A 25,997-nucleotide genomic window follows, 5' to 3' on the forward strand; every position below is an offset into this window, starting at 1 on the left:
CAGACTGTGAAAAATAGTTGCGATACCCACGACATCCTGCGGCAAAGTAACAAAACCGGCAAATTTAGATCGAGTGGTACGTCACACCGTCGTTCTAAGGCAGCAGAATCTTGCCAGCCTGTTAAAATGCCCGCCCTTTTGAATAACGACTCCCTGAACTCTGTATGTCCCGACTCAATCCCCGGCAGCAAGAAGCCGTGAACTACGTCGGCGGCCCTCTATTGGTGCTCGCCGGTGCTGGCTCCGGCAAGACCAGCGTGATTACCCGCAAGATCGCGCACCTGATCCAGAACTGCGGCATCCGCGCCCAGTACATCGTCGCCATGACCTTTACCAACAAGGCGGCGCGGGAAATGAAAGAGCGCGTCGGCACCCTGCTCAAGGGTGGCGAAGGCCGTGGCCTCACCGTGTGCACGTTCCACAACCTGGGGCTGAACATCATCCGCAAGGAACATGCGCGGCTGGGCTACAAGCCGGGTTTCTCGATCTTCGACGAGACCGACGTCAAAGCCTTGATGACCGACATCATGCAGAAGGAATACGCGGGCGACGACGGCGTCGACGAGATCAAGAACATGATCGGCGCCTGGAAAAACGACCTGGTCCTGCCCGCCGAAGCCCTGGAAGCCGCGCGCAACCCCAAGGAACAGACCGCCGCCATCGTCTACACCCACTACCAGCGCACGCTCAAGGCGTTCAACGCGGTGGACTTCGACGACCTGATCCTGCTGCCGGTCAAACTGTTCCAGGAGCACAAGGACATCCTGGAAAAGTGGCAGAACAAGGTGCGCTACCTGCTGGTGGACGAATACCAGGACACCAACGCCAGCCAATACCTGCTGGTGAAGCTGCTGATCGGCACGCGCAATCAGTTCACCGTGGTGGGTGACGATGACCAGTCGATCTATGCCTGGCGCGGCGCCCGCCCGGAAAACCTGATGCTGCTCAAGGACGACTATCCGTCCCTGAAAGTGGTGATGCTGGAGCAGAACTACCGCTCCACCAGCCGTATCCTGCGCTGCGCCAACGTGCTGATTTCCAACAACCCCCACGAGTTTGAAAAACAACTGTGGAGCGAGATGGGTCATGGCGACGAAATCCGTGTGATCCGCTGCCGCAACGAAGACGCCGAAGCCGAGCGCGTGGCGGTGGAAATCCTCAGCCTGCACCTGCGCACCGACCGCCCTTACAGCGACTTTGCGATCCTGTATCGCGGCAACTACCAGGCCAAGCTGATCGAACTGAAATTGCAGCACCACCAGGTGCCGTATCGCCTGTCGGGCGGCAACAGCTTCTTCGGGCGCCAGGAAGTCAAAGACCTGATGGCCTACTTCCGCCTGATCGTGAACCCGGATGACGACAACGCCTTCCTGCGCGTGATCAACGTGCCGCGTCGGGAAATAGGTTCGACGACCCTGGAAAAGCTCGGCAACTACGCCACCGAACGCAAGATCTCGATGTACGCCGCTACCGACGAAATCGGCTTGGGCGAACACCTGGACACGCGCTTCACCGATCGCCTGTCGCGCTTCAAGCGATTCATGGACAAGGTCCGTGAGCAGTGCGCCGGCGAAGACCCGATCAGCGCGCTGCGCAGCATGGTCATGGACATCGACTATGAAAACTGGCTGCGCACCAACAGTTCCAGCGACAAGGCCGCGGACTATCGCATGGGCAACGTCTGGTTCCTGATCGAAGCCCTGAAGAACACCCTGGAAAAAGACGAAGACGGTGAAATGACCGTCGAGGACGCCATCGGCAAGCTGGTGCTGCGCGACATGCTCGAGCGCCAGCAGGAAGAGGAAGACGGCGCCGAAGGGGTGCAGATGATGACCTTGCATGCGTCCAAGGGCCTGGAATTCCCCTACGTGTTCATCATGGGCATGGAAGAGGAAATTCTCCCGCACCGCTCCAGCATCGAAGCCGACACCATCGAGGAAGAACGGCGCCTGGCCTACGTGGGGATTACCCGCGCGCGTCAGACGCTGGCCTTCACTTTTGCCGCCAAGCGTAAGCAATACGGCGAAATCATCGATTGTGCCCCCAGCCGGTTCCTCGATGAGCTGCCGCCGGATGACCTGGCCTGGGAAGGCAACGACGACACCCCGACCGAGGTGAAGGCCGTTCGCGGCAACAGCGCCCTGGCCGATATACGCGCGATGTTAAAGCGCTAGAATCGACTACTTTTTAATCTACTTTCGGCGCCTGTTGCGCCATCAGAGGAAGCTTTCCGTGGAAGCACTGCACAAGAAAATTCGCGAAGAAGGCATCGTGCTTTCCGATCAGGTACTCAAGGTTGACGCCTTTCTGAACCACCAGATCGACCCGGCACTGATGAAACTGATCGGCGACGAATTCGCCGCGCTGTTCAAGGACTCGGGCATCACCAAGATCGTCACCATCGAAGCCTCGGGCATCGCTCCGGCGATCATGACCGGCCTGAACCTCGGCGTGCCCGTGATCTTCGCGCGCAAGCAGCAGTCCCTGACCCTCACCGAAAACCTGCTGTCGGCGACGGTGTACTCCTTCACCAAGAAAACCGCAAGCACCGTGGCGATCTCCCCGCGCCACCTGACCAGCAGCGACCGCGTGCTGGTTATCGATGACTTCCTGGCCAACGGCAAGGCATCCCAGGCGCTGATTTCGATCATCAAGCAGGCCGGCGCGACCGTGGCCGGCTTGGGCATTGTGATCGAGAAGTCGTTCCAGGGCGGCCGTGCCGAGCTGGATGCGCAGGGTTATCGGGTTGAATCGCTGGCACGGGTGAAGTCGCTGGCCGGTGGGGTGGTGACCTTCATCTGAATCAACGCTGCTCAAAATGTGGGAGGGGGCTTGCCCCCTCCCACATTTGCTCGCTATTGGCGTTTAGTGTGCGGTGGCCTGGAGGCCGGCGAGTAACAGGCGCTGGTACAGGTCTTCCTTGAACCCCTCCGGCTGATCCAAGCGCATCCGCTCAAGGTGCTCGGGAAACGCCTCCGGCTCCGGTGCGTCCAGCGCCGCCTTGCCCAGTTCCAGCATCTCCGTGAGCTTGAATTTGCTCTTGAGCCAGTTCAGCGCCCGCAACAGGTCCCGCTCCTCGTCCGTAAAGTCACTGCCCAACGGGTACTCCGGGAACAGGCGTCGGTGCCTGGCCTGAATCGCCTGGAGCCGTTGCGGTGTGTTGTCGGCAAAACGCGGGTCCAGCTTGAAATCCTTGGGCAGCTTGCCGGCCTTTTGCGCCTGCTCGATCAAATCGTCCTGGAAGCGCGAGTCAGTGATATTGAGCAACGCTTCAATCACCTTGGCATCCGTCTGACCCCGCAAGTCGGCAATGCCGTACTCGGTAATGACGATATCGCGCAGGTGTCGGGGAATGGTGCAATGGCCATATTCCCAGACGATATTGGAACTGACCTCTCCCCCCGACTCGCGCCAGCTGCGCAGGATCAGGATCGAACGCGCATCCTCCAGCGCGTGGCCCTGGGCAACGAAGTTGTACTGCCCGCCCACGCCACTGAGCACGCGGCCATCTTCCAACTGGTCGGCCACACCGGCACCGAGCAACGTCACCATGATCGCACTGTTGACGAATCGTGCATCCTGGCGCTGCAAACGCTTGAGTTCTTCCTGGCCATACAGCTCGTTGATATAGCTGATGCGGGTCATGTTGAATTGCAGCCGCTTGGCGTGGCTCATCTCCTGCAAGCGCTGGTAGAAACTGCGCGGGCCAAGGAAGAAACCGCCATGGATGGAGATGCCATCGGGCTGCGCCGCATCGTCGAGCAGCCCGGCATTGGCTTGCTCCTGGGTCGCCACATCCGGGTACACCTTGCGCCGGATGATGCCGGCATCCGCCAGCACCAGCATGCCGTTGACGAACATTTCGCTGCAACCATAAAGGCCCCGGGCGAACGGATCGACGCCACCCTCACGACTGATCAAGGGCGCCCACTGGTACACATCCAGGTCGGTCAGCAGCAGTCGATAGGCTTCGTTGTCGGCCTGGCGCGCCAGCAAGGCGGCGGTCAGCGCATCGCCCATGGAGCCGATGCCGATCTGCAGGGTGCCGCCATCGCGAACCAGGGTACTGGCATGCAGGCCGATAAAATGGTCCTGGAACCCCACCGGCATGTTGGGCGTGGAAAACAGCGTGGTGCTGTCTTTTTCGTCGAGCAGGTAGTCGAATGCGTCCATGCCCAATTCCGCATCGCCGGGCATGTAGGGCAATTCAGTGTGAACCTGGCCAACCACCAGAATGGTTTCCCCGGCTTCGCGGCGCTTGGCGATCATGGGGAGCAGGTCTAGGGTGATATCCGGGTTGCAGCTCAGGCTCAGGCGGTCGGGATGCTCGGCGCTGCTGGCAACCAGTTGCGCCACCAGGTTCAGGCCGGCGGCATTGATATCACGGGCGGCATGGCTGTAGTTGCTGCTGACATAATCCTGCTGCGCCGAGTCGCTGTGGAGCAGGCTACCGGGCTGCATGAAGAACTGTTGCACGCGGATATTCTTCGGCAGGCTGTCCTTGTGCAGGTCAGCGAGGAAATCCAGTTCGGGATAATCGCCAAACACGCGCTCGATAAAAGGTTCGAGAAAGCGCTTCTGCAACCCGTCCCCCAGGGACGGGCGACCCAGGCTCAGCGCGGTGTAGATGGTCAGCGCCCGCTCAGGCAACTTGGCGATGCGCCGGTACAGCGCATTGACGAACAGGTTGGGCTTGCCCAACCCCAGCGGCATGCCCATGTGGATATGCGCCGGCAACCGCGCCAGTACGTCGTCAACTGCTTGCTCGATTGAACACAACTGCACCATCCGACCCTCCTGAACATTCCATGATTAGGGGTTGGACAGAGCGTGGCGGGTCTTTGCTGCAAAGAACAGTGTTGAAACACAAATCTGGGGCACAAAAAAGCCGCCCGTAAGCGGCTGTTTTGACGAAGATCAGTTTATTTCAAGCCGGACATCTTCTCGATCGCACCCTTTAGCTCATCATCCGAGCAATCGGCGCAGGTGCCTTTAGGCGGCATGGCATTGATGCCGGTGATGGCCTTGGCAAGCAGCCCGTCGAGGCCGCCCTGCTCTTTGGCGCGTTTACCCCAGTCTGCCGCATCGCCGATTTTCGGCGCACTCAGCAGGCCAGTGCCATGGCATGCGTTGCAATGTTTGGCGATCACTTCATCCGGCGTCTTGGCACCGCCGCCGCCGCCCGCCGCCACAGCAACCTCCATCCCCTTGCATTCCTGACCCTGGACACAGACCTGGCCCACAGGCTCCAGGCGCTTGGCGATGTCATCGTTGGTCGCAGCCTGGGCGCTGACAGCCCACAGGGCCAGTACGGTTGCTGGTGCAGCCAGCATTTTCATAATTAGGTTCACGCGTTCACCCTCAATGGTGGCTATTCACGCCTGCGGCCACGGTTTCGCAGGCGGCGAAAGTATAGCGGTTAGCCCGCCCGGCCGAAACAACCCTATTAAATAAAGGGAGATTCAGCCTCACGGTTTACAGCTGCGCGAACCCTGCAACGCTGGCAGGGCGCCTTCTGTTTTAAAAGTTCGCGGGTGTGGCTGCGCTGATTAGTCGCGCCGGCACGTCGAACGGATTGCGAAAACGATGGGGCTTGGTACTTTCAAAGTAGTAGCTATCGCCTGCTTCGAGCACAAAAGTTTCAAGACCGACCACCAGTTCCAGGCGCCCTTCCACCAGGATTCCGGTTTCTTCGCCTTCATGGGTGAGCATTTCTTCGCCCGTGTCGGCGCCTGGCGGGTAGATTTCATTGAGGAACGCGATTGCCCGGCTCGGGTGCGCTCGGCCTACCAGCTTCATGGTCACGGCACCGTCGGAGATGTCGATCAGCTCATTGGCTTTATAGACGACCTGCGTGGGTATTTCATGGAGGATCTCTTCGGAAAAGAATTCCACCATGGACATGGGAATGCCGCCCAGTACCTTGCGCAGGGAACTGATCGAGGGGCTGACGCTGTTTTTCTCGATCATCGAAATGGTGCTGTTGGTGACGCCCGCGCGCTTGGCAAGCTCGCGCTGGGAAAGACCTTTGAGTTTACGGATGGATTGCAGTCGTTCGCCGACGTCCAATGCAGGTGCCTCCTAGGATTCAGGCTTTGTTGTAATTGAGCGTTATCATGGCGACAGCGTTCAGTATTTACAACACTTGGGCCTAAATCCTGGGCAGCGGCATTCGTACCTGGCGATCAAGCGCCCAAATAGAGCCTTGGCACCCGGCGCAGGTTGCAGAAAAGCTGATAGGGGATGGTTTCAGCCGCGGTCGCGACGTCGCTGGCGAGGATATTCTTGCCCCACAACTCCACCGTGGAACCCAGCCCCGCCTGCGGCACATCCGTCAGGTCGACGCACAGCATGTCCATGGACACCCGGCCCAGCAACTGGCTGCGCTGGCCGGCGACCAGCACCGGTGTGCCAGTGGGCGCGTGGCGCGGGTAACCATCGGCATACCCCATGGCCACCACGCCGATACGCATCGGCTTGGGCGTGACGAACCTGGCGCCGTAGCCTACTGGCTCACCGGCCGGCAGTTCGCGTACGCAAATGATTTTGGACTCCAGGGTCATCACTGGCAGCAAACGTGCGGCAATCGCCTGGTCATCACCAAAGGGCGTGGCGCCGTAGAGCATGATGCCAGGGCGCACCCAGTCGCTGGGCACACTCGGCCAACCCAGTACGGACGGAGAATTGCGCAGGCTGACCTCAGCCGCCAGGCCTTGACGGGCTGCTTCGAATACCGCCACTTGTTCGCTGCTGCTTGCGCAATCGAGCTCATCGGCACGGGCGAAATGGCTCATCAATACGATCTTCGCGACCTTGCCACTGGCCAGCAGACGCTTGTACGCCTCCTGGAAATCCTTGGGATGCAGGCCGACTCGGTGCATGCCCGAGTCGAGCTTGAGCCAGATGGTCAGCGGCTTGCCCAGCGTGGCCTGCTCGATCGCCTCCAGTTGCCACAGTGAATGCACTACGCACCACAGGTCCTGCTCGATGATCAGCGCCAGCTCGTCAGCTTCGAAAAAACCTTCCAGCAGCAGTACCGGTGCACGTATCCCGGCGGCGCGCAGCTCCAGGGCCTCCTCGATGCACGCCACCGCAAACCCATCGGCCTCGGCTTCCAGCGCCTGGGCTACGCGCACCGCGCCATGGCCGTAGGCGTCCGCCTTGATCACGGCGAGGGCCTTGGCCCCGCTGACTTCGCGGGCCAATTGGTAGTTGTGACGCAGGGCTTGGAGGTCGATCAGGGCACGGGCAGGACGCATGGCGGCAGGCTTCTAGGCGGCAGAGTGAAGAAAAGCGGTGCCGACCGACAACATCGGCACCGCAAGAGGGATGTGTATTAAGGCAGCGCAGCCACGACGGACAGCTCTACCAGGATATTCGGCTCACACAGTTTGGCTTCAACCGTGGCGCGGGCCGGGGCGACACCTTTTGGCAACCACTTGTCCCACACCGCGTTCATACCGGCGAAATCGGCATTGATGTCTTTCAAATAGATCGTCACCGACAGCAAGCGCGTCTTGTCGGTGCCGGCCAGGTCCAGCAAACGCTCGATGTTGACCAGGGTCTCACGGGTCTGCTGCTCAATGCCGGCATTCATGTCGTCGCCCACTTGGCCCGCCAGGTACAGGGTACCGTTGTGAACCACGATCTGGCTCATGCGTTCATTGGTGAGCTGGCGCTGGATGGACATGTTTTGCGGACTCCTGGTGATTGCCGTAACGGGAGATATCGAGGCCTTCGGCACTGATCTGCGGCGTTTTCTTCGCCATCAGGTCGGCCAGCAAACGTCCGGAGCCGCATGCCATGGTCCAGCCGAGGGTGCCGTGGCCGGTATTCAGGAACAGGTTCCTGAACGGAGTGCCACCGACAATCGGTGTGCCATCGGGTGTGGTCGGGCGCAGACCGGTCCAGAAACTGGCTTGGGCCAAATCGCCGCCCAGAGGATAAAGGTCGTTGACGATCATCTCCAGGGTTTCACGCCGACGCGGGTTGAGCGACAGGTCAAAACCGGCTATTTCAGCCATGCCGCCGACGCGAATGCGGTTGTCGAAACGGGTGATCGCGACTTTGTAGGTTTCGTCCAGGATGGTCGAGGTCGGCGCCATCGCCGGGTTGGTGATCGGCACGGTCAGCGAGTAGCCCTTGAGCGGGTACACGGGCGCCTTGATCCCCAGCGGCTTGAGCAGCTTGGGCGAATAACTGCCCAGCGCCAGCACGTAGCGGTCGGCGGTCTCCAACGTGCCATCGATCCACACGCCATTGACGCGGTCGCCGGCGAAATCGAGGCGCTGGATGTCTTGTTCGAAACGGAACTCAACGCCCAACTGCTTGCACATGTCGGCCAGGCGCGTGGTGAACATCTGGCAATCGCCCGTCTGGTCGTTGGGCAGGCGCAGCGCACCGGCGAGAATGTCGGTGACGTTGGCCAGGGCCGGCTCGACCCGGGCGATGCCGGCACGGTCGAGCAATTCGAAGGGCACGCCGGACTCCTGCAACACGGCAATGTCCTTGGCCGCGCCATCGAGCTGGGCCTGGGTGCGGAACAGTTGAGTGGTCCCCAGGCTGCGCCCTTCGTAGGCAATCCCGGTTTCAGCGCGCAGCTCGTCAAGGCAGTCGCGGCTGTACTCGGAGAGGCGAACCATGCGCTCCTTGTTCACCGCATATCGGTTGGCGGTGCAATTGCGCAGCATCTGCGCCACCCACAGGTATTGGTCGATATCGGCGGTGGCCTTGATCGCCAGTGGCGCATGGCGTTGCAGCAGCCACTTGATCGCCTTGAGCGGCACGCCCGGCGCGGCCCATGGCGACGCATAGCCTGGAGACACCTGGCCGGCGTTGGCGAAACTGGTCTCCATGGCGGCGGCGGGTTGACGGTCGACCACCACGACTTCAAAGCCGGCTCGAGCCAAATAGTAGGCACTGGTCACGCCAATGACGCCGCTACCCAAGACCAGAACGCGCATTTTTATATCCTCATCACGGGCAGAGCCGCTGACGTGTGTTATTCGAGCAATGATGGGCGCAGTGTAAGAAACAATCACCAGTGCATTTCACTATATAAATGCCTATATTTGGCGACAATTCTCGGCACAAATGCTTTTTACAGAGGCGTATCCCCTATGCGTACAAATACCCAGACCAAGCGGGAGCTGGACAAGATCGACCGCAATATCCTGCGCATCCTGCAAACCGATGGGCGCATTTCGTTCACGGAGCTTGGCGAGAAGGTGGGGCTGTCGACGACGCCCTGTACCGAGCGCGTCCGCCGTCTGGAGCGCGAAGGGATCATCATGGGCTACAACGCACGGCTCAACCCGCAGCACTTGAAAGGAAGCTTGCTGGTATTTGTCGAGATCAGCCTGGATTACAAGTCCGGCGACACGTTTGAAGAGTTCCGCCGCGCGGTGCTCAAGCTGCCGCATGTGCTGGAGTGTCACCTGGTGTCCGGAGACTTCGACTACCTGGTGAAAGCGCGGATTTCCGAGATGGCCTCGTACCGCAAATTACTCGGCGATATTCTGCTCAAATTGCCCCATGTGCGCGAATCCAAGAGCTACATCGTGATGGAAGAGGTGAAAGAGAGCCTGAACCTGCCAATCCCCGATTAACCTGACACAACTCAATCAAATGTAGGAGGAGGCTTGCCCTAATGCCATTCAGCTAAGCCTACACCGCCCTCTGTAGGAGCGAGCTTGCTCGCGAAAAAGGTCAACGATAACGCGTGCTTTCTGAATGAACGCGGTGCCTGTGAGTTTTTCGCGAGCAAGCTCGCTCCTACAGACGGCATTAGGGCTTGCCCCCTCCCACACTCACCAAGTAAATCCGCTACACCAGTACCTGTCGGGTACTCGCCATGTACGCGTGAATCTGCTTTTCAACCCGTGGATGAATCAGTTCCACCGGCCGCCGGCCATTGGGGCACGGCAAGGTCTTGGTGGTGCCGAACAGGCGACAGATCAGCGGGCGCTCGTCATACACGGTGCAGCCTTTGGGCCCCAGATGCACGCAATTGAGCTCATCCATGGCCGCTGCCTGCTCCGCAGCTGTCTTGCGCGGCAGGCGCGACATTTCTTCGGGCGACGTGGTGACCGGCCCACAGCAGTCGTGGCAACCGGGAACGCACTCGAACGAAGGAATCTGTCGACGCAACGCGCTGATTTTCTGACTGTTGCAACTCATCGAAACACACACCGAACGGCGAATAGGCGTGGATTCTGACTCAAAACGCCCCGCGCAGACAGCTTCGCCCGACCGTTGTATCCTGCGTCAAATTTTCCAAACAGGGAGGCCCCCATGATCGCCAGCGCCCGGCACACCGCGTCCTACTACGCCGCCAGCAGCGTGCCGCACCCCGATTACCCGGCGTTGACGGGTGAGGTGCGCGCCGATGTCTGCGTGATTGGCGGGGGATATTCCGGGCTCAACACCGCCCTGGAACTGGCCGAGCGCGGCTTCAGCGTCGTGCTGCTGGAAGCGCGCAAGATCGGTTGGGGCGCCAGTGGGCGTAACGGCGGGCAGCTGATTCGCGGCGTCGGCCATGGCCTTGACCAGTTCGCCAAGGTGATCGGCACCGACGGCGTGCGCCAGATGAAATTGATGGGCCTGGAAGCGGTGGAGATCGTGCGCGAGCGCGTCGAGCGCTTCCAGATCCCCTGCGACCTGACCTGGGGCTACTGCGACCTCGCCAACAAGCCCCGCGACCTGCAGGGCCTCGCCGAAGACGCCGAAGAGCTGCGCAGCCTGGGTTATCGCCATCCAGTACGCCTGCTGGAAGCCGGCGAGATGGCCAGCGTGATCGGTTCAGACCGCTATGTGGGCGGGATGATCGACATGGGCTCCGGGCACCTGCACCCGCTGAACCTGGCCCTGGGTGAAGCCGGCGTCGCGCAGCAGTTGGGCGTGAAGCTGTTCGAGCAGTCCGAGGTGACGCGCATCGACTACGGCGCGCAGGTCAAAGTGCACACCGCCCAGGGCCAGGTACACGCCAGCACGCTGGTGCTGGCCTGCAACGCCTACCTCAATGACCTCAACCCGCACTTGAGTGGCAAGATATTGCCCGCCGGCAGCTACATCATCGCCACCGAACCCTTGAGCGAAGCGCTAGCCGCCAGCCTGTTGCCGCAGAACATGGCGGTGTGCGATCAGCGGGTAACGGTGGACTATTTCCGCCTGTCCGCCGATAGCCGCCTGTTGTTCGGCGGCGCCTGCCATTATTCCGGGCGCGACCCGAGCGACATTGGCGCCTATATGCGGCCAAAGATGCTGCAAGTGTTCCCGCAATTGGCCAACGTGAAGATCGACTTCCAGTGGGGCGGCATGATCGGCATCGGCGCCAATCGGTTGCCGCAGATCGGGCGCCTGGCGGATCAACCCAATGTGTATTACGCCCAGGCCTATGCAGGCCATGGTCTCAACGCCACACACCTGGCAGGCCGGTTGCTGGCCGAAGCCATCAGCGGCCAGCAACAAGGGCGCTTCGACCTGTTCGCCCAAGTGCCGCACATGACCTTCCCGGGTGGTAAACACTTGCGCTCGCCGCTGCTGGCCCTGGGGATGCTCTGGCACCGCCTCAAGGAACTGGTCTGATCAATCGCGCCAGAAAGCCTTCAAGCCTTCATGGCGTGCCTGCTCTGCCGTCAGCCCCACATCGCGCAATTGCTCTGGCGTCAGCGTGAGCAAGGCCTTGCGTGTATGACGGTGGCGCCAGAACAGGCTCCACCGATTTTCGCCAGGCAGAGTTGGCGCCCGCTCCTGCTCGGCTTCCAGTTCCTGGCTATGTAACGCCAGCCGCACATCGCTCATGCCATTCATTTTCCATCCCTCGTTAGCTTGCCGCCTGAGTGACTAGAATGAGCGAGCGAGCAAAACCAATACAGATTCAGCCTCCCTTTATTAAATCCATACAGACACTGCCTATGCACGGCTGAATCCTGTATTTTGCCCCTATCTGTACTGGTCTGCTGGGAGTGACCGCCGTGACCCTTTACGTCAACCTTGCCGAATTGCTGGGCACCCGCATCGAACAAGGCTTCTATCGCCCCGGCGACCGTCTGCCTTCCGTACGCGCGTTGAGTGTGGAACACGGGGTCAGCCTGAGCACCGTGCAGCAAGCCTATCGATTGCTGGAAGACAATGGCCTGGCGATGCCCAAGCCCAAGTCCGGCTATTTTGTGCCGGCGGGCCGTGAACTGCCGGCGCTGCCCGAGGTGGGTCGCCCGGCCCAGCGGCCGGTAGAGATTTCCCAGTGGGACCAGGTGCTGGAATTGATTCGTGCCGTGCCGCGCAAGGACACCATACAGTTGGGCCGAGGCATGCCGGATGTGTTGTCGCCCACTCTCAAACCGTTGCTTCGCAGCCTGGCACGTGTCAGTCGCCGGCAGGATCTGCCCGGGCTGTATTACGACAACATTCTTGGCTGTATGGAGTTGCGCGAGCAAATTGCGCGACTGTCATTGGATTCCGGCTGTCAATTGACGGCCGAGGACATCGTCATCACCACCGGCTGCCACGAGGCGCTGTCCGCCAGCATCCACGCGATTTGCGAGCCCGGCGATATCGTTGCGGTGGATTCGCCAAGTTTCCACGGCGCCATGCAGACCCTCAAGGGTCTGGGCATGAAAGCCCTGGAGATCCCCACCGACCCCATCACCGGCATCAGCCTTGAAGCCCTGGAACTGGCGCTGGAACAGTGGCCGATCAAAGTTATCCAGCTCACTCCCAACTGCAACAACCCCTTGGGCTACATCATGCCGGAGGCACGCAAGCGCGCGCTGCTGACTCTGGCCCAGCGCTTCGACGTGGCGATCATCGAGGACGATGTGTATGGTGAACTGGCCTACAGCTACCCTCGCCCGCGCACGATCAAATCCTTCGACGAAGACGGCCGCGTCCTGCTGTGCAGTTCGTTCTCCAAGACCCTGGCGCCCGGCCTGCGCATTGGCTGGGTCGCGCCGGGGCGCTACCTGGACCGGGTGCTGCACATGAAATACATCAGCACGGGCTCGACCGCCACCCAGCCGCAGATTGCGATTGCGGAATTTCTCAAGGGCGGCTATTTCGAACCGCATTTGCGCCGGATGCGCACGCAATACCAGCGTAATCGCGACCTGATGCTCGACTGGGTCAGCCGCTACTTCCCCGCGGGCACACGGGCCAGCCGGCCCCAGGGCAGTTTTATGCTGTGGATAGAATTGCCGGAGGGCTTCGATACCCTCAAGCTCAACCGTACGCTGATGGACCAAGGCGTCCAGGTGGCCGTAGGCAGCATCTTTTCTGCATCCGGCAAATACCGTAACTGCCTGCGTATGAACTACGCTGCCAAACCGACGCCGCAGATTGAAGAGGCGGTGCGCAAGGTCGGTACCGCTGCGCACGCCCTGCTGGCCGAAGCGGCAAACTGACCTTTTCCGAGCAATTGCCGTCATATGCCGACAAACGCCTGACCTGGATGCCGCTTCCTTGATGATTAAACGGCTTTTACCGCTTTTCCTGTTGGGAGCACTGGCACTGGGTGGCTGCGCGACGGCCTACACACCGCGCGTGCCGAGTGATGCGCTACCGGCGGCGCAGTCCTCCTTCGGCCGTTCGATCCAGGCCCAGGCGGCACCGTATCAGGGCCGCTCCGGCTTTCGCCTGCTGCCCAACAGCAGCGAAGCGTTCATGGCCCGCGCCGAACTGATCCGCAACGCCCAGACCAGCCTCGACCTGCAGTACTACATCGTGCATGACGGTATCAGCACGCGCATGCTGGTGGATGAACTGCTCAAGGCCGCCGACCGCGGCGTGCGCGTGCGCATCCTGCTGGACGACACCACCAGCGACGGGCTCGACCAGATCATCGCGACGCTTGCCGCCCACCCCAACATCGACATTCGCCTGTTCAACCCGCTGCACCTGGGGCGCAGCACCGGGGTGACACGTGCCATGGGGCGCCTGTTCAACCTCTCGCTGCAACACCGGCGCATGCACAACAAACTGTGGCTGGCCGACAACAGCGTGGCGATCGTGGGCGGGCGCAACCTGGGGGATGAGTATTTCGATGCCGAACCCAACCTGAATTTCACCGATATCGACATGCTCAGTGTCGGGCCGGTGGCCGAGCAACTGGGTCACAGTTTCGATCAATACTGGAACAGCGCGCTGAGCAAGCCTATTGATGAGTTTGTCTCAACGATGCCTTCCAGGATCGACCTCGCTGTCGCGCGTGGGCGCCTGGAGGCCTCGCTGACTCAATCGCGCCAGCAGAACCACGCCCTGTATAACCGCCTGCGCACCTACCAGACCCAGCCGCGCATGGATATCTGGCGTCGCGAGTTGATCTGGGCCTGGAACCAGGCGCTGTGGGATGCCCCGAGCAAGGTGCTGGCCAGGGCCGACCCGGACCCGCAATTGCTCCTCACCACGCAACTGGCGCCGGAGCTGGAGGGCGTCAGCCGTGAGCTGATCATGATTTCGGCGTACTTCGTTCCCGGGCCGCCCGGGCTGGTGTACCTGACGGGCCGCGCCGATGCGGGCGTGTCGGTGAACCTTTTGACCAACTCCCTTGAAGCCACCGATGTACCCGCCGTGCACGGCGGCTACGCGCCCTATCGCAAGGCGCTGCTGGAGCATGGCGTGAAACTCTATGAGCTGCGTCGACAACCCGGCGACCCCAGCGCAAGCAGCGGGCCGCACCTGTTTCGTCGCGGCAGCTTGCACGGCTCCGACTCCAGCCTGCACAGCAAGGCGATGATTTTCGATCGGGAAAAATCGTTTATCGGCTCGTTCAATTTCGATCCGCGCTCGGTGCTGTGGAACACCGAAGTCGGCGTACTGGTGGACAGCCCGGAACTGGCGGAGCACGTACGCAACCTGGCGCTGCAAGGGATGGCGCCGGCGCTGAGCTACGAGGCGAAATTGCAGGACGGGCAGATCGTGTGGGAGACCGAAGATAACGGCCAGTTGCACACCCTGACCCGGGAGCCCGGTAGTTGGTGGCGACGGTTCAATGCCTGGTTCGCCACCAGTGTCGGCCTGGAGCGCATGCTCTAGAAATCAGGTATACCCCATGTGAGAGGGGGCTTGCCCCCGATTGCCATAGGTATCTACACAACTCTGTAGCGCTCAACCGTAACCACGATGCGAAGCGAGTCGCTCTTGATCTTGATCTGCTTTTGATCTCAGGCGCCCCGTTAAACCACGCTGGCCGAACGCAGGCGAGGTGCCGAGTGGTGGGGCAAGAGCGTTTTGCTTACTTTTGCGCTTTTCAAAAGTGAGCCGCTGTAAAAGCGGAACCATTAGCAGCCGTGACCGCAGAAACGGATATGTACTCGATCTGATCCAACATCCTGATCGGCCCAGAGGCCGCCATCGGGGGCAAGCCCCCTCCCACAGTTGCCCTGCGCTGTTTCCAGCAGGGTTACAGCTTGATCCAGGTCGCCTTCAGTTCGGTATATTTGTCGAACGCATGCAGCGATTTATCGCGACCGTTACCCGACTGTTTGAAGCCCCCGAACGGAGCGGTCATGTCGCCGCCGTCGTACTGGTTGACCCACACGCTACCGGCACGCAGCGCCTTGGCAGTCAGATGCGCCTTGGAAATATCCGCGGTCCACACCGCCGCCGCCAGGCCATATTGGGTGTCGTTGGCGATGGCGATGGCTTCTTCGGCGCTGTCGAAGGTGATTACCGACAGTACCGGACCGAAGATTTCTTCCTGGGCAATTTTCATGGCGTTGGTCACAACGTCGAAAATGGTCGGCTCGACGTAGGTGCCACCGGTTTCTTCCAGCGTGCGCTTGCCACCAACGACCAGCTTGGCGCCATCGGCATGGCCCGCCTCGATGTACGAGAGCACGTTGTTCATCTGCTGGGTGTCCACCAGCGCGCCCACGTTGGTGGCAGGGTCCAGCGGGTTACCAGGCTTCCAACCCTTGAGGGCCTCGATGACCAGCGGCAGGAAGGAGTCCTTGATCGAACGCTCCACCAGCAGGCGCGAACCGGCGGTGCAGACTTCACCCTGGTTGAAGGCGATGGCACTGGCGGCGGAGTTGGCCGCGGCTTGCAGGTCCGTCGCATCGGCAAACACGATGTTCGGGCTCTTGCCGCCAGCTTCCAGCCACACGCGCTTCATGTTCGATTCGCCGGAGCGGATCAACAGCTGCTTGGCAATTTTGGTGGACCCGGTAAACACCAGGGTGTCCACGTCCATGTGCACCGCCAGCGCGTTACCCACGGTGTGGCCATAGCCCGGCAGCACGTTGAGCACGCCTTTTGGAATACCGGCTTCAACGGCCAGGGCGGCGATACGGATGGCGGTCAGCGGGGACTTTTCCGACGGCTTGAGAATTACCGAGTTACCGGTCGACAGCGCCGGGCCGAGCTTCCAGCAGGCCATCATCAGCGGGAAGTTCCACGGAACGATCGCACCGACTACGCCGACGGGCTCACGGGTCACCAGCCCCAGTTGGTCATGGGGCGTGGCCGCCACTTCATCGTAGATCTTGTCGATTGCCTCGCCGCTCCAGCTCAGGGCATTGGCCGCGCCGGGGACGTCGATGTTCAGCGCGTCGCTGATCGGCTTGCCCATGTCCAGGGTTTCCAGCAGCGCCAGCTCTTCGGCATTGGCCTTGAGCAGCGCGGCGAAACGGATCATGACGGACTTGCGCTTGGCCGGTGCCAGGCGCGACCAGACCCCAGAATTGAAAGTGGCACGGGCGTTTTCCACGGCACGCTGGGCGTCGGCGGCGTCACAGCTGGCCACGGTGGCGAGCAGACGACCATCGACCGGGCTGATGCATTCGAACGTGTCACCGGAAACGGCGGCGGTGTACTCGCCATTGATGTACGCGCGGCCTTCGATTTTCAGGTCCTTGGCGCGTTGTTCCCAGTCGACACGGGTCAGGGTGGTCATGCAAGTCTGCTCCTCTTATTGGATACAAGGGCCTGGAAGATTGATCCCGGCGCCTCCACGAATGCTTGCCTGGCCAGCCTGCTGTTCGGCTCAAGGCACTTGCCACCCTAAACCAGCGGCTGGGGATGTTTCAATATATTTGACATAACGGCGGCAAACGCCCTTGCGATGTTCATTTTAATAAACATAGACTTTGGCCTCTCCAAACGCAGGCCAGACGGGATAAGCACATGAGCATCCAGGACATCGTCGATTTCAGCCAAGCCAATACCGCCCCCGATCGCTATCGCCCTGCCGCCGAGAAAATCCTCAAGGGCGACCCTGAACAGACGATCTACAACCACTACAACAGCCCCTGCGGGCAAATGAACGCGGGCGTCTGGGAAGGCGAAGTCGGGCAGTGGACGGTCAATTACACCGAGCATGAATACTGCGAGATCGTGCAGGGAGTTTCCGTACTGCGCGATGCCCAAGGCAATGCCAAAACCTTGCGCGCCGGCGACCGCTTCGTCATCCCGGCCGGCTTCAGCGGCACCTGGGAAGTGCTGGAAGCGTGCCGCAAGATCTACGTGGTGTTCGAACAGAAAGCCTGATCAGCGCATTCCAGGCAAAAAAAAGCCCGTATCGTGAGATACGGGCTTTTTTTCACAAGGAAGGAAATCAATTACTTGATTTTGCCTTCTTTGTAGATCACGTGCTTGCGAACGCGCGGGTCGAACATTTTCTTTTCGAGCTTGTCCGGGGTAGTACGCTTGTTCTTGTCGGTAGTGTAGAAGTGACCAGTACCGGCGCTAGAGATCATTCGAATCAATTCACGCATGATAGAGCTCCTTAGATCTTGCCGGCGGCGCGGATTTCGGCCAGCACGACAGTGATGCCACGCTTGTCGATGATACGCATGCCTTTGGCAGATACACGCAGGCGAACAAAACGTTTCTCTTCTTCAACCCAGAAGCGGTGATGCTGCAGGTTCGGCAGGAAACGACGACGGGTTTTGTTATTTGCGTGGGAAATGTTATTCCCAGTCACCGGACCCTTACCGGTAACTTGACAGACTCTCGACATGCCTCAGCCCTCTAAAACCACATGCCCAACCCGGCATGGGTTGGCCGCTTAATCTCTCAGTCATTTGGCGCCAGGCGCCGCGTTTCTTTAGGGTCTTACCGGCTACACCTACAAGCGAAGGAACCGGGCCCCTAGAAAAGAGCGCTGCTTTATACCAGAAAGACCCAGGTGCAACAACAGCGAGTGTGTTTTTACCTGAGTAAATCTCGGCCATTGGCGCCTGAACCGTTGCCAGGAGGGGCCGCTGTAACAGCCGACCGCTCGTCGCACAGAATGATTTTCAGCGCCTGCAAGCACTCTGACCTGCACGTTGAAACGCGCTGAGGCGCCATCAAAACAGCATTTTGGCCAAAAGCACAGGCAAAAATGGGCTAGTCATTTAATCAACAGGCCACTACGGTAGGGCTTTTCCAGACTGCACTCGCAGATGGGCCTTCGATCTGCACAGGAAACCGAATATGCGCCTCGCTGCCCTCCCGCTATTGCTAGCTCCCCTTTTCATCGCTCCGATGGCCGTTGCCGCCACCAATTTAAGCGTTTGCACCGAGGCCAGCCCCGAAGGGTTCGACGTGGTGCAGTACAACTCGCTGACCACCACCAACGCCTCGGCGGATGTGCTGATGAACCGTCTGGTGGACTACGACGCTACCGCCGGCAAGCTGGTGCCGAGCCTGGCAGACAGCTGGGACGTCTCCCCGGATGGCCTGACCTACACGTTCAAATTGCACCCCAACGTGAAATTCCATCGCACCGAGTATTTCACCCCGAGCCGCACCCTGACGGCCGAAGACGTGCGCTTCAGCTTCGAACGCATGCTCGACCCGGCCAACCCGTGGCACAAGATTGCCCAGAGCGGCTTTCCCCACGCGCAATCCCTGCAATTGCCGGCGCTGATCAAGAAGATCGACGCGCTCGACCCGCTGACCGTGCGCTTCACCCTTGATCACGCCGACTCCACGTTTCTTGCCGCGCTGAGCATGGGCTTTGCCTCGATCTACCCGGCCGAATATGCCGACAAACTGCTCAAGGCCGGCACCCCGGAGAAGCTCAACAGCCAGCCCATTGGCACCGGCCCGTTCGTTTTCGTGCGTTTCCAGAAGGATGCGGTGGTGCGCTACAAGGCCAACCCGGACTACTTCGCCGGCAAACCGACTGTGGATAATCTGATCTTCGCCATCACGCCGGATGCCAATGTGCGCCTGCAGAAACTGCATCGCGACGAGTGCCAGATCGCCCTGTCGCCCAAGCCCCTGGATGTGGGCGAGGCCGAAAAAGACCCGGCGCTGAAGGTGGAAAAAACCGCCGCCTTCATGACAGCCTTCGTCGCCATCAACAGCCAGCACCCGCCACTGGACAAGCCCGAGGTACGCCAGGCGATCAACCTGGCCTTTGACAAAGGCAGCTACCTGAAGGCGGTATTCGAAGGCACCGCCGAAGCGGCCAATGGTGTCTACCCACCCAATACTTGGAGCTACGCCAAGGACTTGCCGGGTTATCCACAAGACCTTGCCAAAGCCAAGGCACTGCTGAACCGCGCCGGCCTCAAGGACGGCTTCAAAACCACGATCTGGACCCGCCCTACCGGCAGCCTGCTGAACCCCAACCCGAATCTTGGCGCTCAGTTGCTGCAGGCCGATCTGGCCAAGGTCAGCATCCAGGCCGACATCCGCGTGATCGAGTGGGGCGAGTTGATTCGCCGCGCCAAAGCCGGCGAACACGACCTGCTCTTCATGGGCTGGGCCGGTGACAATGGCGACCCGGACAACTTCCTGACCCCGCAATTTTCCTGCGCAGCCGTCAAATCCGGTACCAACTTCGCCCGCTACTGCGACCCTGCGCTGGACAAGCTGATCAGCGCCGGCAAGACCACCAGCGAACAGGGCGTGCGCAGCAAGCTCTACCAGCAGGCCCAGGCGCAGATCCAGCAGCAGGCCCTGTGGCTGCCCCTGGCGCATCCCACGGCGTTTGCCCTGACACGCAAAAATATCGAGGGCTATCAGGTGAGCCCGTTTGGCCGGCAGGATTATTCCAAGGTCAGCGTCAAGCCTTAAGCTGCAAGCTGCAAGCTGCAAGCTGCAAGCCGACTTGTGGCTTGCAGCTTTAAATTTGCAACTGCCCCCTACATCCATCCGTATTCCGCCATCGACAACGGATCACCATCGCCCACGATGATGTGATCCAGCACCCGCACGTCCACCATTTCCAGGGCCTTTTGTAGAATTTTGGTCAGTTTTCGATCAGCGGGACTTGGATCCACGCTTCCCGAAGGATGGTTGTGGCACAGGATCAACGCTGCCGCGTTGTACGCCAGCGCACGCTTGACCACTTGCCGGGGATAGACCAGGGCGGTATCGATGGTGCCTTCGCAGAGCGCCTCGAAACCCAGCACCCGATGCTTGGAGTCGAGAAACAGGCAGCCAAACACTTCGTGAGACTCATGACGCAGCAGCGCCTTGAGGTATTCGCGTACGGCCAGCGGGCTTTCCAGCACCGAATCGTTGCGCAGGCGCTCGGCCATGTGGCGCCGGGACATTTCCAGCACCGCCTGCAATTGGGCAAACTTCGCCGGCCCCAGGCCCAGCTGCTGATTGAACAGCGCCTGGCTCGCCTCCAACAGCGGGCGCAACCCACCGAATTGCGCCAGCAGATGGCGCGCCAGGTCCACGGCGCTCCTGCCGGATACGCCGGTGCGCAGGAAAATCGCCAGCAATTCGGCATCGGACAGACTGGCCGCGCCCCACTCCAACAGCTTCTCTCGCGGCCGCTCGGCAGCAGGCCAATTGCGAATACTCATCCCACCTCCTTTCCATGATGTACGCCGTATGCGCCGCTGTTGCCGGGCGGACGCTGTGTTATCGTAGGCCCTCTTTTTTGCATGCGATTTCACCTGGGGAGGGGTCATCGCAGGCGTCACTGAACTGGCTTCACTGAACTGGAAAGGCAAACCAATGCAGCGTCTGTATCGGAAACGCATCGTTCTCGGCGTCGGCGGCGGCATTGCCGCCTACAAGAGCGCGGAACTGGTTCGCAGGCTCCTGGACCAGGGCGCCGAAGTGCGCGTGGTCATGACCCGTGGTGGCAGTGAGTTCATCACCCCGCTGACCATGCAGGCCTTGTCCGGCCACCCGGTTCACCTGGACCTGCTGGACCCGGCGGCCGAAGCTGCCATGGGCCATATCGAACTGGCCAAATGGGCCGACCTGGTGCTCATCGCGCCGGCGACCGCCGACCTGATCGCGCGCCTGGCCCAGGGCATCGCCGATGACTTGCTGACCACCCTGGTACTGGCCACCGACGCCACCGTCGCCATTGCCCCGGCGATGAACCAGGCCATGTGGCGCGACCCGGCCACCCAGGCCAACACCCAACTCCTGCAAAGCCGTGGCCTCAAGGTCTTCGGCCCGGCGTCCGGCAGCCAGGCCTGCGGTGACGTCGGCATGGGCCGCATGCTCGAAGCCACCGACCTGGCGCTGTGTGCCGCCGAATGCTTCCAGCACCTGGCCCTGACCGGCAAACACGTACTGATCACCGCGGGCCCGACCCAGGAAAACATCGACCCGGTGCGCTACATCACCAACCATAGCTCAGGAAAAATGGGCTTCGCCCTGGCTGAAGCTGCGGTTGAGGCAGGCGCACGTGTCACCCTGATCACCGGCCCGGTGCATTTACCGACGCCCGATCGTGTGACCCGAATCGACGTAGTCAGCGCCCGCGACATGCTGGCGGCCTGTGAAGCGGCGATTCCGTGCGACCTGTTCATCGCCTCGGCAGCGGTTGCGGACTACCGGCCGGAAGTCGTTGCACCGCAAAAGCTCAAGAAAGACCCTACAAGCGGCGATGGTCTGCTCCTGCAAATGGTGCGCAACCCTGACATTCTGGCCACCATCGCCACACGTGCGGATCGTCCGTTCAGCGTCGGCTTCGCCGCCGAGACCGAACATTTGCTGGACTACGCCGCGCGCAAATTGAAGGACAAAAACCTCGACCTGATCGTTGCCAATGATGTCGCCAACCCGAGCATCGGCTTCAACAGTGAGGAAAATGCCATCAGCGTGATCGACCGCGAGTTGCACGCCACCGTTTTCGCCCAGACCAGCAAGGGCAAGATTGCCCGCCAACTGATCTCTTTTATCGCCCAACGGCTGAACCAGGTTTAATGTCCATGCACGCTTTGCAAGCCAAGATCCTCGACCCACGCATCGGTGGCCAATTCCCCCTTCCGGCCTACGCCACCCCAGGCTCCGCCGGCCTGGACCTGCGCGCCATGCTCCAGCAGGACACGGTCCTGGAGCCGGGCCAGACGATCCTGATCCCCACCGGCCTGTCGATCTACGTCGGCGACCCGGGCCTGGCGGCCCTGATCCTGCCGCGCTCCGGCCTGGGCCACAAACACGGCATCGTGCTGGGCAATCTGGTGGGCCTGATCGACTCCGACTACCAGGGCGAATTGATGGTGTCGTGCTGGAACCGCGGCCAGACCGCGTTCAACATTGCGGTCGGCGAGCGTATCGCCCAACTGGTGCTGGTGCCGGTGGTCCAGGCGCAGTTCGAACTGGTGCAGGAATTCGACGAAACCCAGCGCGGCGCAGGTGGTTTTGGGCATTCCGGCAGTCACTGACTAAGCTGAACAGGGCCGGGCGCAATTGCCCGGCCAGACGCCACCGCCAGGTTTTTCAGGATGAAGAATGCGCGAAAATTATCAGCGGATTTTATTAAATAAAATCAATAGGTTACGCAGGAATGAGCGCAGGACCGAAGCGCCGATGGCATTTTTACACCACGAACTCTCTGCCGAAAACGTCGTCATACCCTTCAGTTTGAGCCTGCCGGCCAGCCACATCAGGCCAGCCTTGCCCCCTTTCAGATGGAGTTCCCCCCGCGATGAGTACCGCAGCCCGCGTAGCCCCGAGCTTTCCCGACAGCATCTTCCGTGCCTATGACATTCGTGGCGTGGTGCCCAAGACCCTGACCGCCGAAACCGCCTACTGGATCGGCCGCGCCATCGGCTCACAGAGCCTGGCCCAGGGCGAGCCGAACGTGTCGGTCGGTCGTGACGGTCGCCTGTCCGGCCCGGAGCTTGTGGAGCAACTGATCCAGGGCCTGGCGGACAGCGGGTGCCATGTCAGCGACGTCGGCCTGGTGCCCACGCCTGCGCTGTATTACGCCGCCAATGTCCTGGCCGGCAAGTCCGGCGTCATGCTGACCGGCAGCCACAACCCGTCGGACTACAACGGCTTCAAAATCGTTATCGCCGGCGACACCCTCGCCAACGAACAGATCCAGGCCCTGCACACTCGCCTGAAAACCAACGACCTGAGCAGCGGCACCGGCAGAATCACCAAGGTCGACATCCTGCAGCGCTACTCCGACGAAATCACCCGCGACGTCAAACTCGCCCGCCGCCTCAAAGTGGTGGTGGATTGCGGCAACGGCGCGGCCGGCGTGATCGCTCCGCAATTGCTCGAAGCCCTCGATTGTGAAGTGATTCCCCTGTTCTGCGACGTCGACGGTAACTTCCCCAACCACCACCCGGACCCCGGCAAGCCTGAAAACCTGGTGGACCTGATCGCCAAGGTCAAGGAAGTGGGCGCCGACGTCGGCCTGGCCTTCGACGGCGACGGCGACCGCGTAGGCGTGGTGACCGAAACCGGCGAAATCGTGTACCCGGACCGCCTGCTGATGCTGTTCGCCCGTGACGTGGTGGCGCGCAACGCCAACGCCGAAATCATCTTCGACGTGAAGTGCACTCGTCGCCTCACGCCGCTGATCAAGGAATACGGCGGTCGCCCGCTGATGTGGAAGACCGGTCACTCGTTGATCAAAAAGAAAATGAAGGAAACCGGTGCCTTGCTGGCCGGCGAAATGAGCGGTCACGTATTCTTCAAGGAGCGCTGGTTCGGTTTCGACGATGGCATTTACAGCGCTGCGCGCCTGCTGGAGATCCTCAGCAAGGAAAAATCCACCGCGCAAGCGCTGTTTCAGACCTTCCCGAATGATATTTCTACGCCAGAGATCAATATCCATGTGACCGAGGAGAGCAAATTCAGCATCATTGACGCATTGCACGATGCGCAATGGGGCGAAGGCGCCAACCTGACCACCATTGATGGTGTGCGAGTCGATTACGCCAAAGGCTGGGGCCTGGTTCGTGCGTCCAACACCACACCGGTGCTGGTGCTGCGTTTCGAGGCGGATACCGAGGCTGAGTTGCAGCGCATCAAGGACGTCTTTCACGTCCAGTTGAAACGTGTTGCCCCTGATCTCCAATTACCGTTCTGATTTTTCTACCGGAGCCCTGAATGACCCTCGAACGCGAAGCCGCTGCCAACACCGCCAAGGTCCTGTCCGAAGCGTTGCCTTACATTCGACGCTACGTCGGCAAGACGCTGGTGATCAAGTACGGCGGCAATGCCATGGAAAGCGACGAGCTGAAAACCGGCTTTGCCCGCGACATCGTGCTGATGAAAGCCGTGGGGATCAACCCGGTTGTCGTCCACGGCGGTGGGCCGCAAATCGGCGACCTGCTCAAGCGTTTGTCGATCGAGAGTCACTTCATCGATGGCATGCGCGTCACTGACGCGCAGACCATGGACGTGGTGGAGATGGTACTCGGTGGCCAGGTCAACAAGGACATCGTCAACCTGATCAACCGCCACGGCGGCAGCGCCATTGGCCTGACCGGCAAGGACGCGGAACTGATCCGCGCGAAAAAACTGACCGTAACGCGCCAGACACCGGAAATGACCCAGCCGGAAATCATCGATATCGGCCAGGTGGGCGAAGTGATCGGCATCAACACCGACCTGCTCAACCTGCTGGTCAAGGGTGACTTCATCCCGGTGATCGCGCCGATCGGCGTGGGCGCCAACGGTGAGTCGTACAACATCAACGCCGACCTGGTGGCGGGCAAGGTGGCCGAGGCATTGAAGGCTGAAAAGCTGATGCTGCTGACCAACATCGCCGGCCTGATGGACAAGGAAGGCAAGGTGCTGACCGGCTTGACCACACAACAAGTGGACGAGTTGATCGCCGATGGCACCATCTACGGCGGCATGCTGCCGAAAATTCGTTGTGCACTGGAAGCCGTGCAAGGCGGCGTCGGCAGCTCGTTGATCCTGGATGGCCGTGTGCCGAACGCGATCCTGCTGGAAATCTTCACCGACACGGGTGTGGGTACGCTGATCAGTAATCGCAAGCGTCCTTAAAAACGCTGAAAAGAAATGTGGGAGGGGGCTTGCCCCCGATGGCGGCGTATCAGTTGGAGTATCCAGCACTGATCCACCGCTATCGGGGGCAAGCCCCCTCCCACATTTGACTGCGCCTGCAATACTTCTGGTTTAGACGCCGAACTGCTCGCGGTATGCCTTGACCGCCGGCAGGTGCTGCTTGAGCTGCGGATCATCCTCCAGGAACTGCAACACCTGGTTCAACGACACAATGCTCACCACCGGAATGCCGAAATCACGCTCCACTTCCTGGATCGCCGACAACTCACCGTTGCCACGCTCCTGGCGGTTCAGCGCGATCAGCACACCGGCGGCCTTGGCGCCGTCCTGGGAGGCGATGATCTGCATCACTTCGCGGATCGCGGTGCCGGCGGTGATCACGTCATCGATGATCAGCACATCGCCGGTCAACGGGGCTCCGACCAGGCTGCCACCTTCACCATGGGCCTTGGCTTCCTTGCGGTTGAAGCACCACGGCAGGTCCTGCCCATGATGTTCCGCCAGGGCCACCGCCGTCGCCGCAGCCAGGGGAATGCCCTTGTAGGCCGGACCAAACAGCACGTCAAAGGAAATACCGCTTTCAACAATGGCGGCCGCGTAGAAACGCCCCAGCTGAGCCAGGGCCGAGCCGGAGTTGAACAAGCCTGCGTTGAAGAAATACGGGCTGGTGCGCCCGGACTTGAGGGTGAACTCACCGAAGCGCAAAACCCCGCGATCGATGGCAAAACGAATGAAATCGCGTTGATACGCCTGCATGAAAAAAGCCTCAGATACCACGGATTTAGCTAATTAGGTGGACGGCGTGTATCATACAC

The 25,997-nt window shown here is 60.7% G+C and carries 24 protein-coding genes and 1 pseudogene; 12 read left to right on the forward strand and 13 right to left on the reverse strand.

Annotation, left to right across the window (positions count from 1 at the left end; translation table 11 throughout):
• The first annotated feature begins 164 nt into the window (after positions 1-164).
• Complete coding sequence (gene rep / locus BOP93_RS26305) at positions 165-2,174, forward strand: DNA helicase Rep (RefSeq protein WP_065893961.1); 2,010 nt, start codon at positions 165-167, stop codon at positions 2,172-2,174.
• A 58-nt stretch (positions 2,175-2,232) separates the two neighbouring features.
• Positions 2,233-2,802 carry a xanthine phosphoribosyltransferase gene (locus tag BOP93_RS26310; RefSeq protein ID WP_104505124.1) on the forward strand — a complete coding sequence of 190 codons (570 nt, stop codon included), beginning with the start codon at positions 2,233-2,235 and terminating at the stop codon, positions 2,800-2,802.
• 63 nt (positions 2,803-2,865) lie between these two features.
• Here BOP93_RS26310 and BOP93_RS26315 read toward each other — a convergent pair whose 3' ends face one another.
• The 6 genes from BOP93_RS26315 to dadA form a co-directional block, all read right to left on the reverse strand.
• Entirely contained in the window at positions 2,866-4,788 is a 1,923-nt protein-coding gene (locus BOP93_RS26315; RefSeq protein ID WP_104505125.1) for an acetyl-CoA hydrolase/transferase C-terminal domain-containing protein, read from the reverse strand.
• 134 nt (positions 4,789-4,922) lie between these two features.
• Entirely contained in the window at positions 4,923-5,339 is a 417-nt protein-coding gene (locus BOP93_RS26320; RefSeq protein ID WP_065886959.1) for a c-type cytochrome, read from the reverse strand.
• Between the two features lie 181 nt (positions 5,340-5,520).
• Entirely contained in the window at positions 5,521-6,069 is a 549-nt protein-coding gene (locus BOP93_RS26325; RefSeq protein ID WP_104505126.1) for a cupin domain-containing protein, read from the reverse strand.
• A gap of 116 nt (positions 6,070-6,185) precedes the next feature.
• Positions 6,186-7,259 carry an alanine racemase gene (alr, locus tag BOP93_RS26330; RefSeq protein ID WP_104505127.1) on the reverse strand — a complete coding sequence of 358 codons (1,074 nt, stop codon included), beginning with the start codon at positions 7,257-7,259 and terminating at the stop codon, positions 6,186-6,188.
• A 77-nt stretch (positions 7,260-7,336) separates the two neighbouring features.
• Positions 7,337-7,690, reverse strand: coding sequence for a RidA family protein (locus BOP93_RS26335; RefSeq protein ID WP_104505128.1), 354 nt, complete (start codon positions 7,688-7,690; stop codon positions 7,337-7,339).
• Positions 7,662-8,963, reverse strand: coding sequence for a D-amino acid dehydrogenase (gene dadA / locus BOP93_RS26340; RefSeq protein ID WP_104505129.1), 1,302 nt, complete (start codon positions 8,961-8,963; stop codon positions 7,662-7,664). Before dadA ends, BOP93_RS26335 begins: the two co-directional genes overlap by 29 nt.
• Positions 8,964-9,119: 156 nt before the next feature.
• Here dadA and BOP93_RS26345 point away from each other — a divergent pair, with 156 nt between their 5' ends.
• Complete coding sequence (locus BOP93_RS26345; RefSeq protein ID WP_003176896.1) at positions 9,120-9,608, forward strand: Lrp/AsnC ligand binding domain-containing protein; 489 nt, start codon at positions 9,120-9,122, stop codon at positions 9,606-9,608.
• A 217-nt stretch (positions 9,609-9,825) separates the two neighbouring features.
• Here the strand turns inward: BOP93_RS26345 and BOP93_RS26350 are convergent, their stop codons facing one another.
• Entirely contained in the window at positions 9,826-10,179 is a 354-nt protein-coding gene (locus BOP93_RS26350) for a YkgJ family cysteine cluster protein (protein WP_104505130.1), read from the reverse strand.
• 114 nt (positions 10,180-10,293) lie between these two features.
• Between BOP93_RS26350 and BOP93_RS26355 the strand changes: the two genes are divergently transcribed.
• Complete coding sequence (locus BOP93_RS26355) at positions 10,294-11,586, forward strand: NAD(P)/FAD-dependent oxidoreductase (protein ID WP_104505131.1); 1,293 nt, start codon at positions 10,294-10,296, stop codon at positions 11,584-11,586.
• On the opposite strand, the gene BOP93_RS26360 is transcribed toward BOP93_RS26355, so the two are convergent.
• A complete protein-coding gene (locus BOP93_RS26360) occupies positions 11,587-11,811 on the reverse strand; it encodes a DUF1127 domain-containing protein (protein WP_104505132.1) in 225 nt (74 codons plus the stop codon).
• A gap of 164 nt (positions 11,812-11,975) precedes the next feature.
• On the opposite strand from BOP93_RS26360, the gene BOP93_RS26365 reads away from it, so the two are divergent.
• Together BOP93_RS26365 and BOP93_RS26370 are read left to right on the forward strand one after the other, a co-directional pair.
• Complete coding sequence (locus BOP93_RS26365) at positions 11,976-13,400, forward strand: PLP-dependent aminotransferase family protein (RefSeq protein WP_104505356.1); 1,425 nt, start codon at positions 11,976-11,978, stop codon at positions 13,398-13,400.
• Positions 13,401-13,461: 61 nt separating this feature from the next.
• A complete protein-coding gene (locus BOP93_RS26370; RefSeq protein WP_104505133.1) occupies positions 13,462-15,030 on the forward strand; it encodes a phospholipase D family protein in 1,569 nt (522 codons plus the stop codon).
• Between the two features lie 367 nt (positions 15,031-15,397).
• Here BOP93_RS26370 and BOP93_RS26380 read toward each other — a convergent pair whose 3' ends face one another.
• Positions 15,398-16,891 (reverse strand): aldehyde dehydrogenase, encoded by a 1,494-nt coding sequence (locus BOP93_RS26380; RefSeq protein WP_104505135.1) that lies wholly within the window; start codon positions 16,889-16,891, stop codon positions 15,398-15,400.
• A 230-nt stretch (positions 16,892-17,121) separates the two neighbouring features.
• Here BOP93_RS26380 and BOP93_RS26385 point away from each other — a divergent pair, with 230 nt between their 5' ends.
• Positions 17,122-17,484, forward strand: a complete 363-nt coding sequence (locus BOP93_RS26385; protein ID WP_065886947.1) for a cupin domain-containing protein — start codon at positions 17,122-17,124, stop codon at positions 17,482-17,484.
• Positions 17,485-17,555: 71 nt separating this feature from the next.
• Here the strand turns inward: BOP93_RS26385 and rpmG are convergent, their stop codons facing one another.
• Positions 17,556-17,711 carry a 50S ribosomal protein L33 gene (gene rpmG, locus BOP93_RS26390; protein WP_003176906.1) on the reverse strand — a complete coding sequence of 52 codons (156 nt, stop codon included), beginning with the start codon at positions 17,709-17,711 and terminating at the stop codon, positions 17,556-17,558.
• Positions 17,712-17,722: 11 nt separating this feature from the next.
• Positions 17,723-17,956 (reverse strand): 50S ribosomal protein L28, encoded by a 234-nt coding sequence (gene rpmB, locus BOP93_RS26395; RefSeq protein WP_003176907.1) that lies wholly within the window; start codon positions 17,954-17,956, stop codon positions 17,723-17,725.
• A gap of 458 nt (positions 17,957-18,414) precedes the next feature.
• Here rpmB and BOP93_RS26400 point away from each other — a divergent pair, with 458 nt between their 5' ends.
• A complete protein-coding gene (locus BOP93_RS26400) occupies positions 18,415-20,007 on the forward strand; it encodes an ABC transporter substrate-binding protein (protein ID WP_104505136.1) in 1,593 nt (530 codons plus the stop codon).
• Positions 20,008-20,075: 68 nt separating this feature from the next.
• Here BOP93_RS26400 and radC read toward each other — a convergent pair whose 3' ends face one another.
• Positions 20,076-20,750, reverse strand: coding sequence for a RadC family protein (gene radC / locus BOP93_RS26405; protein WP_065893972.1), 675 nt, complete (start codon positions 20,748-20,750; stop codon positions 20,076-20,078).
• Between the two features lie 154 nt (positions 20,751-20,904).
• Between radC and coaBC the strand changes: the two genes are divergently transcribed.
• The 4 genes and pseudogenes from coaBC to argB all read left to right on the forward strand — a co-directional run bounded on the left by coaBC (position 20,905) and on the right by argB (position 25,161).
• Positions 20,905-22,113, forward strand: a complete 1,209-nt coding sequence (gene coaBC, locus BOP93_RS26410) for a bifunctional phosphopantothenoylcysteine decarboxylase/phosphopantothenate--cysteine ligase CoaBC (RefSeq protein ID WP_010207499.1) — start codon at positions 20,905-20,907, stop codon at positions 22,111-22,113.
• 5 nt (positions 22,114-22,118) lie between these two features.
• Positions 22,119-22,574 (forward strand): dUTP diphosphatase, encoded by a 456-nt coding sequence (gene dut / locus BOP93_RS26415; protein ID WP_104505357.1) that lies wholly within the window; start codon positions 22,119-22,121, stop codon positions 22,572-22,574.
• Positions 22,575-22,831: 257 nt separating this feature from the next.
• A pseudogene (locus BOP93_RS26425) lies at positions 22,832-24,235 on the forward strand (phosphomannomutase/phosphoglucomutase); the annotation flags it as partial.
• 20 nt (positions 24,236-24,255) lie between these two features.
• The gene (argB, locus tag BOP93_RS26430; RefSeq protein WP_015886532.1) at positions 24,256-25,161 is read left to right on the forward strand and encodes an acetylglutamate kinase; all 906 of its coding nucleotides are present in this window, start codon (positions 24,256-24,258) and stop codon (positions 25,159-25,161) included.
• 132 nt (positions 25,162-25,293) lie between these two features.
• On the opposite strand, the gene pyrE is transcribed toward argB, so the two are convergent.
• Positions 25,294-25,938: an orotate phosphoribosyltransferase gene (gene pyrE / locus BOP93_RS26435; RefSeq protein ID WP_057723313.1), complete on the reverse strand. Its 645-nt coding sequence runs from the start codon at positions 25,936-25,938 to the stop codon at positions 25,294-25,296.
• Between the last annotated feature and the right edge of the window lie 59 nt (positions 25,939-25,997).

The sequence above is a fragment of the Pseudomonas orientalis genome (assembly GCF_002934065.1).
Classification (GTDB): domain Bacteria; phylum Pseudomonadota; class Gammaproteobacteria; order Pseudomonadales; family Pseudomonadaceae; genus Aquipseudomonas; species Aquipseudomonas orientalis_A.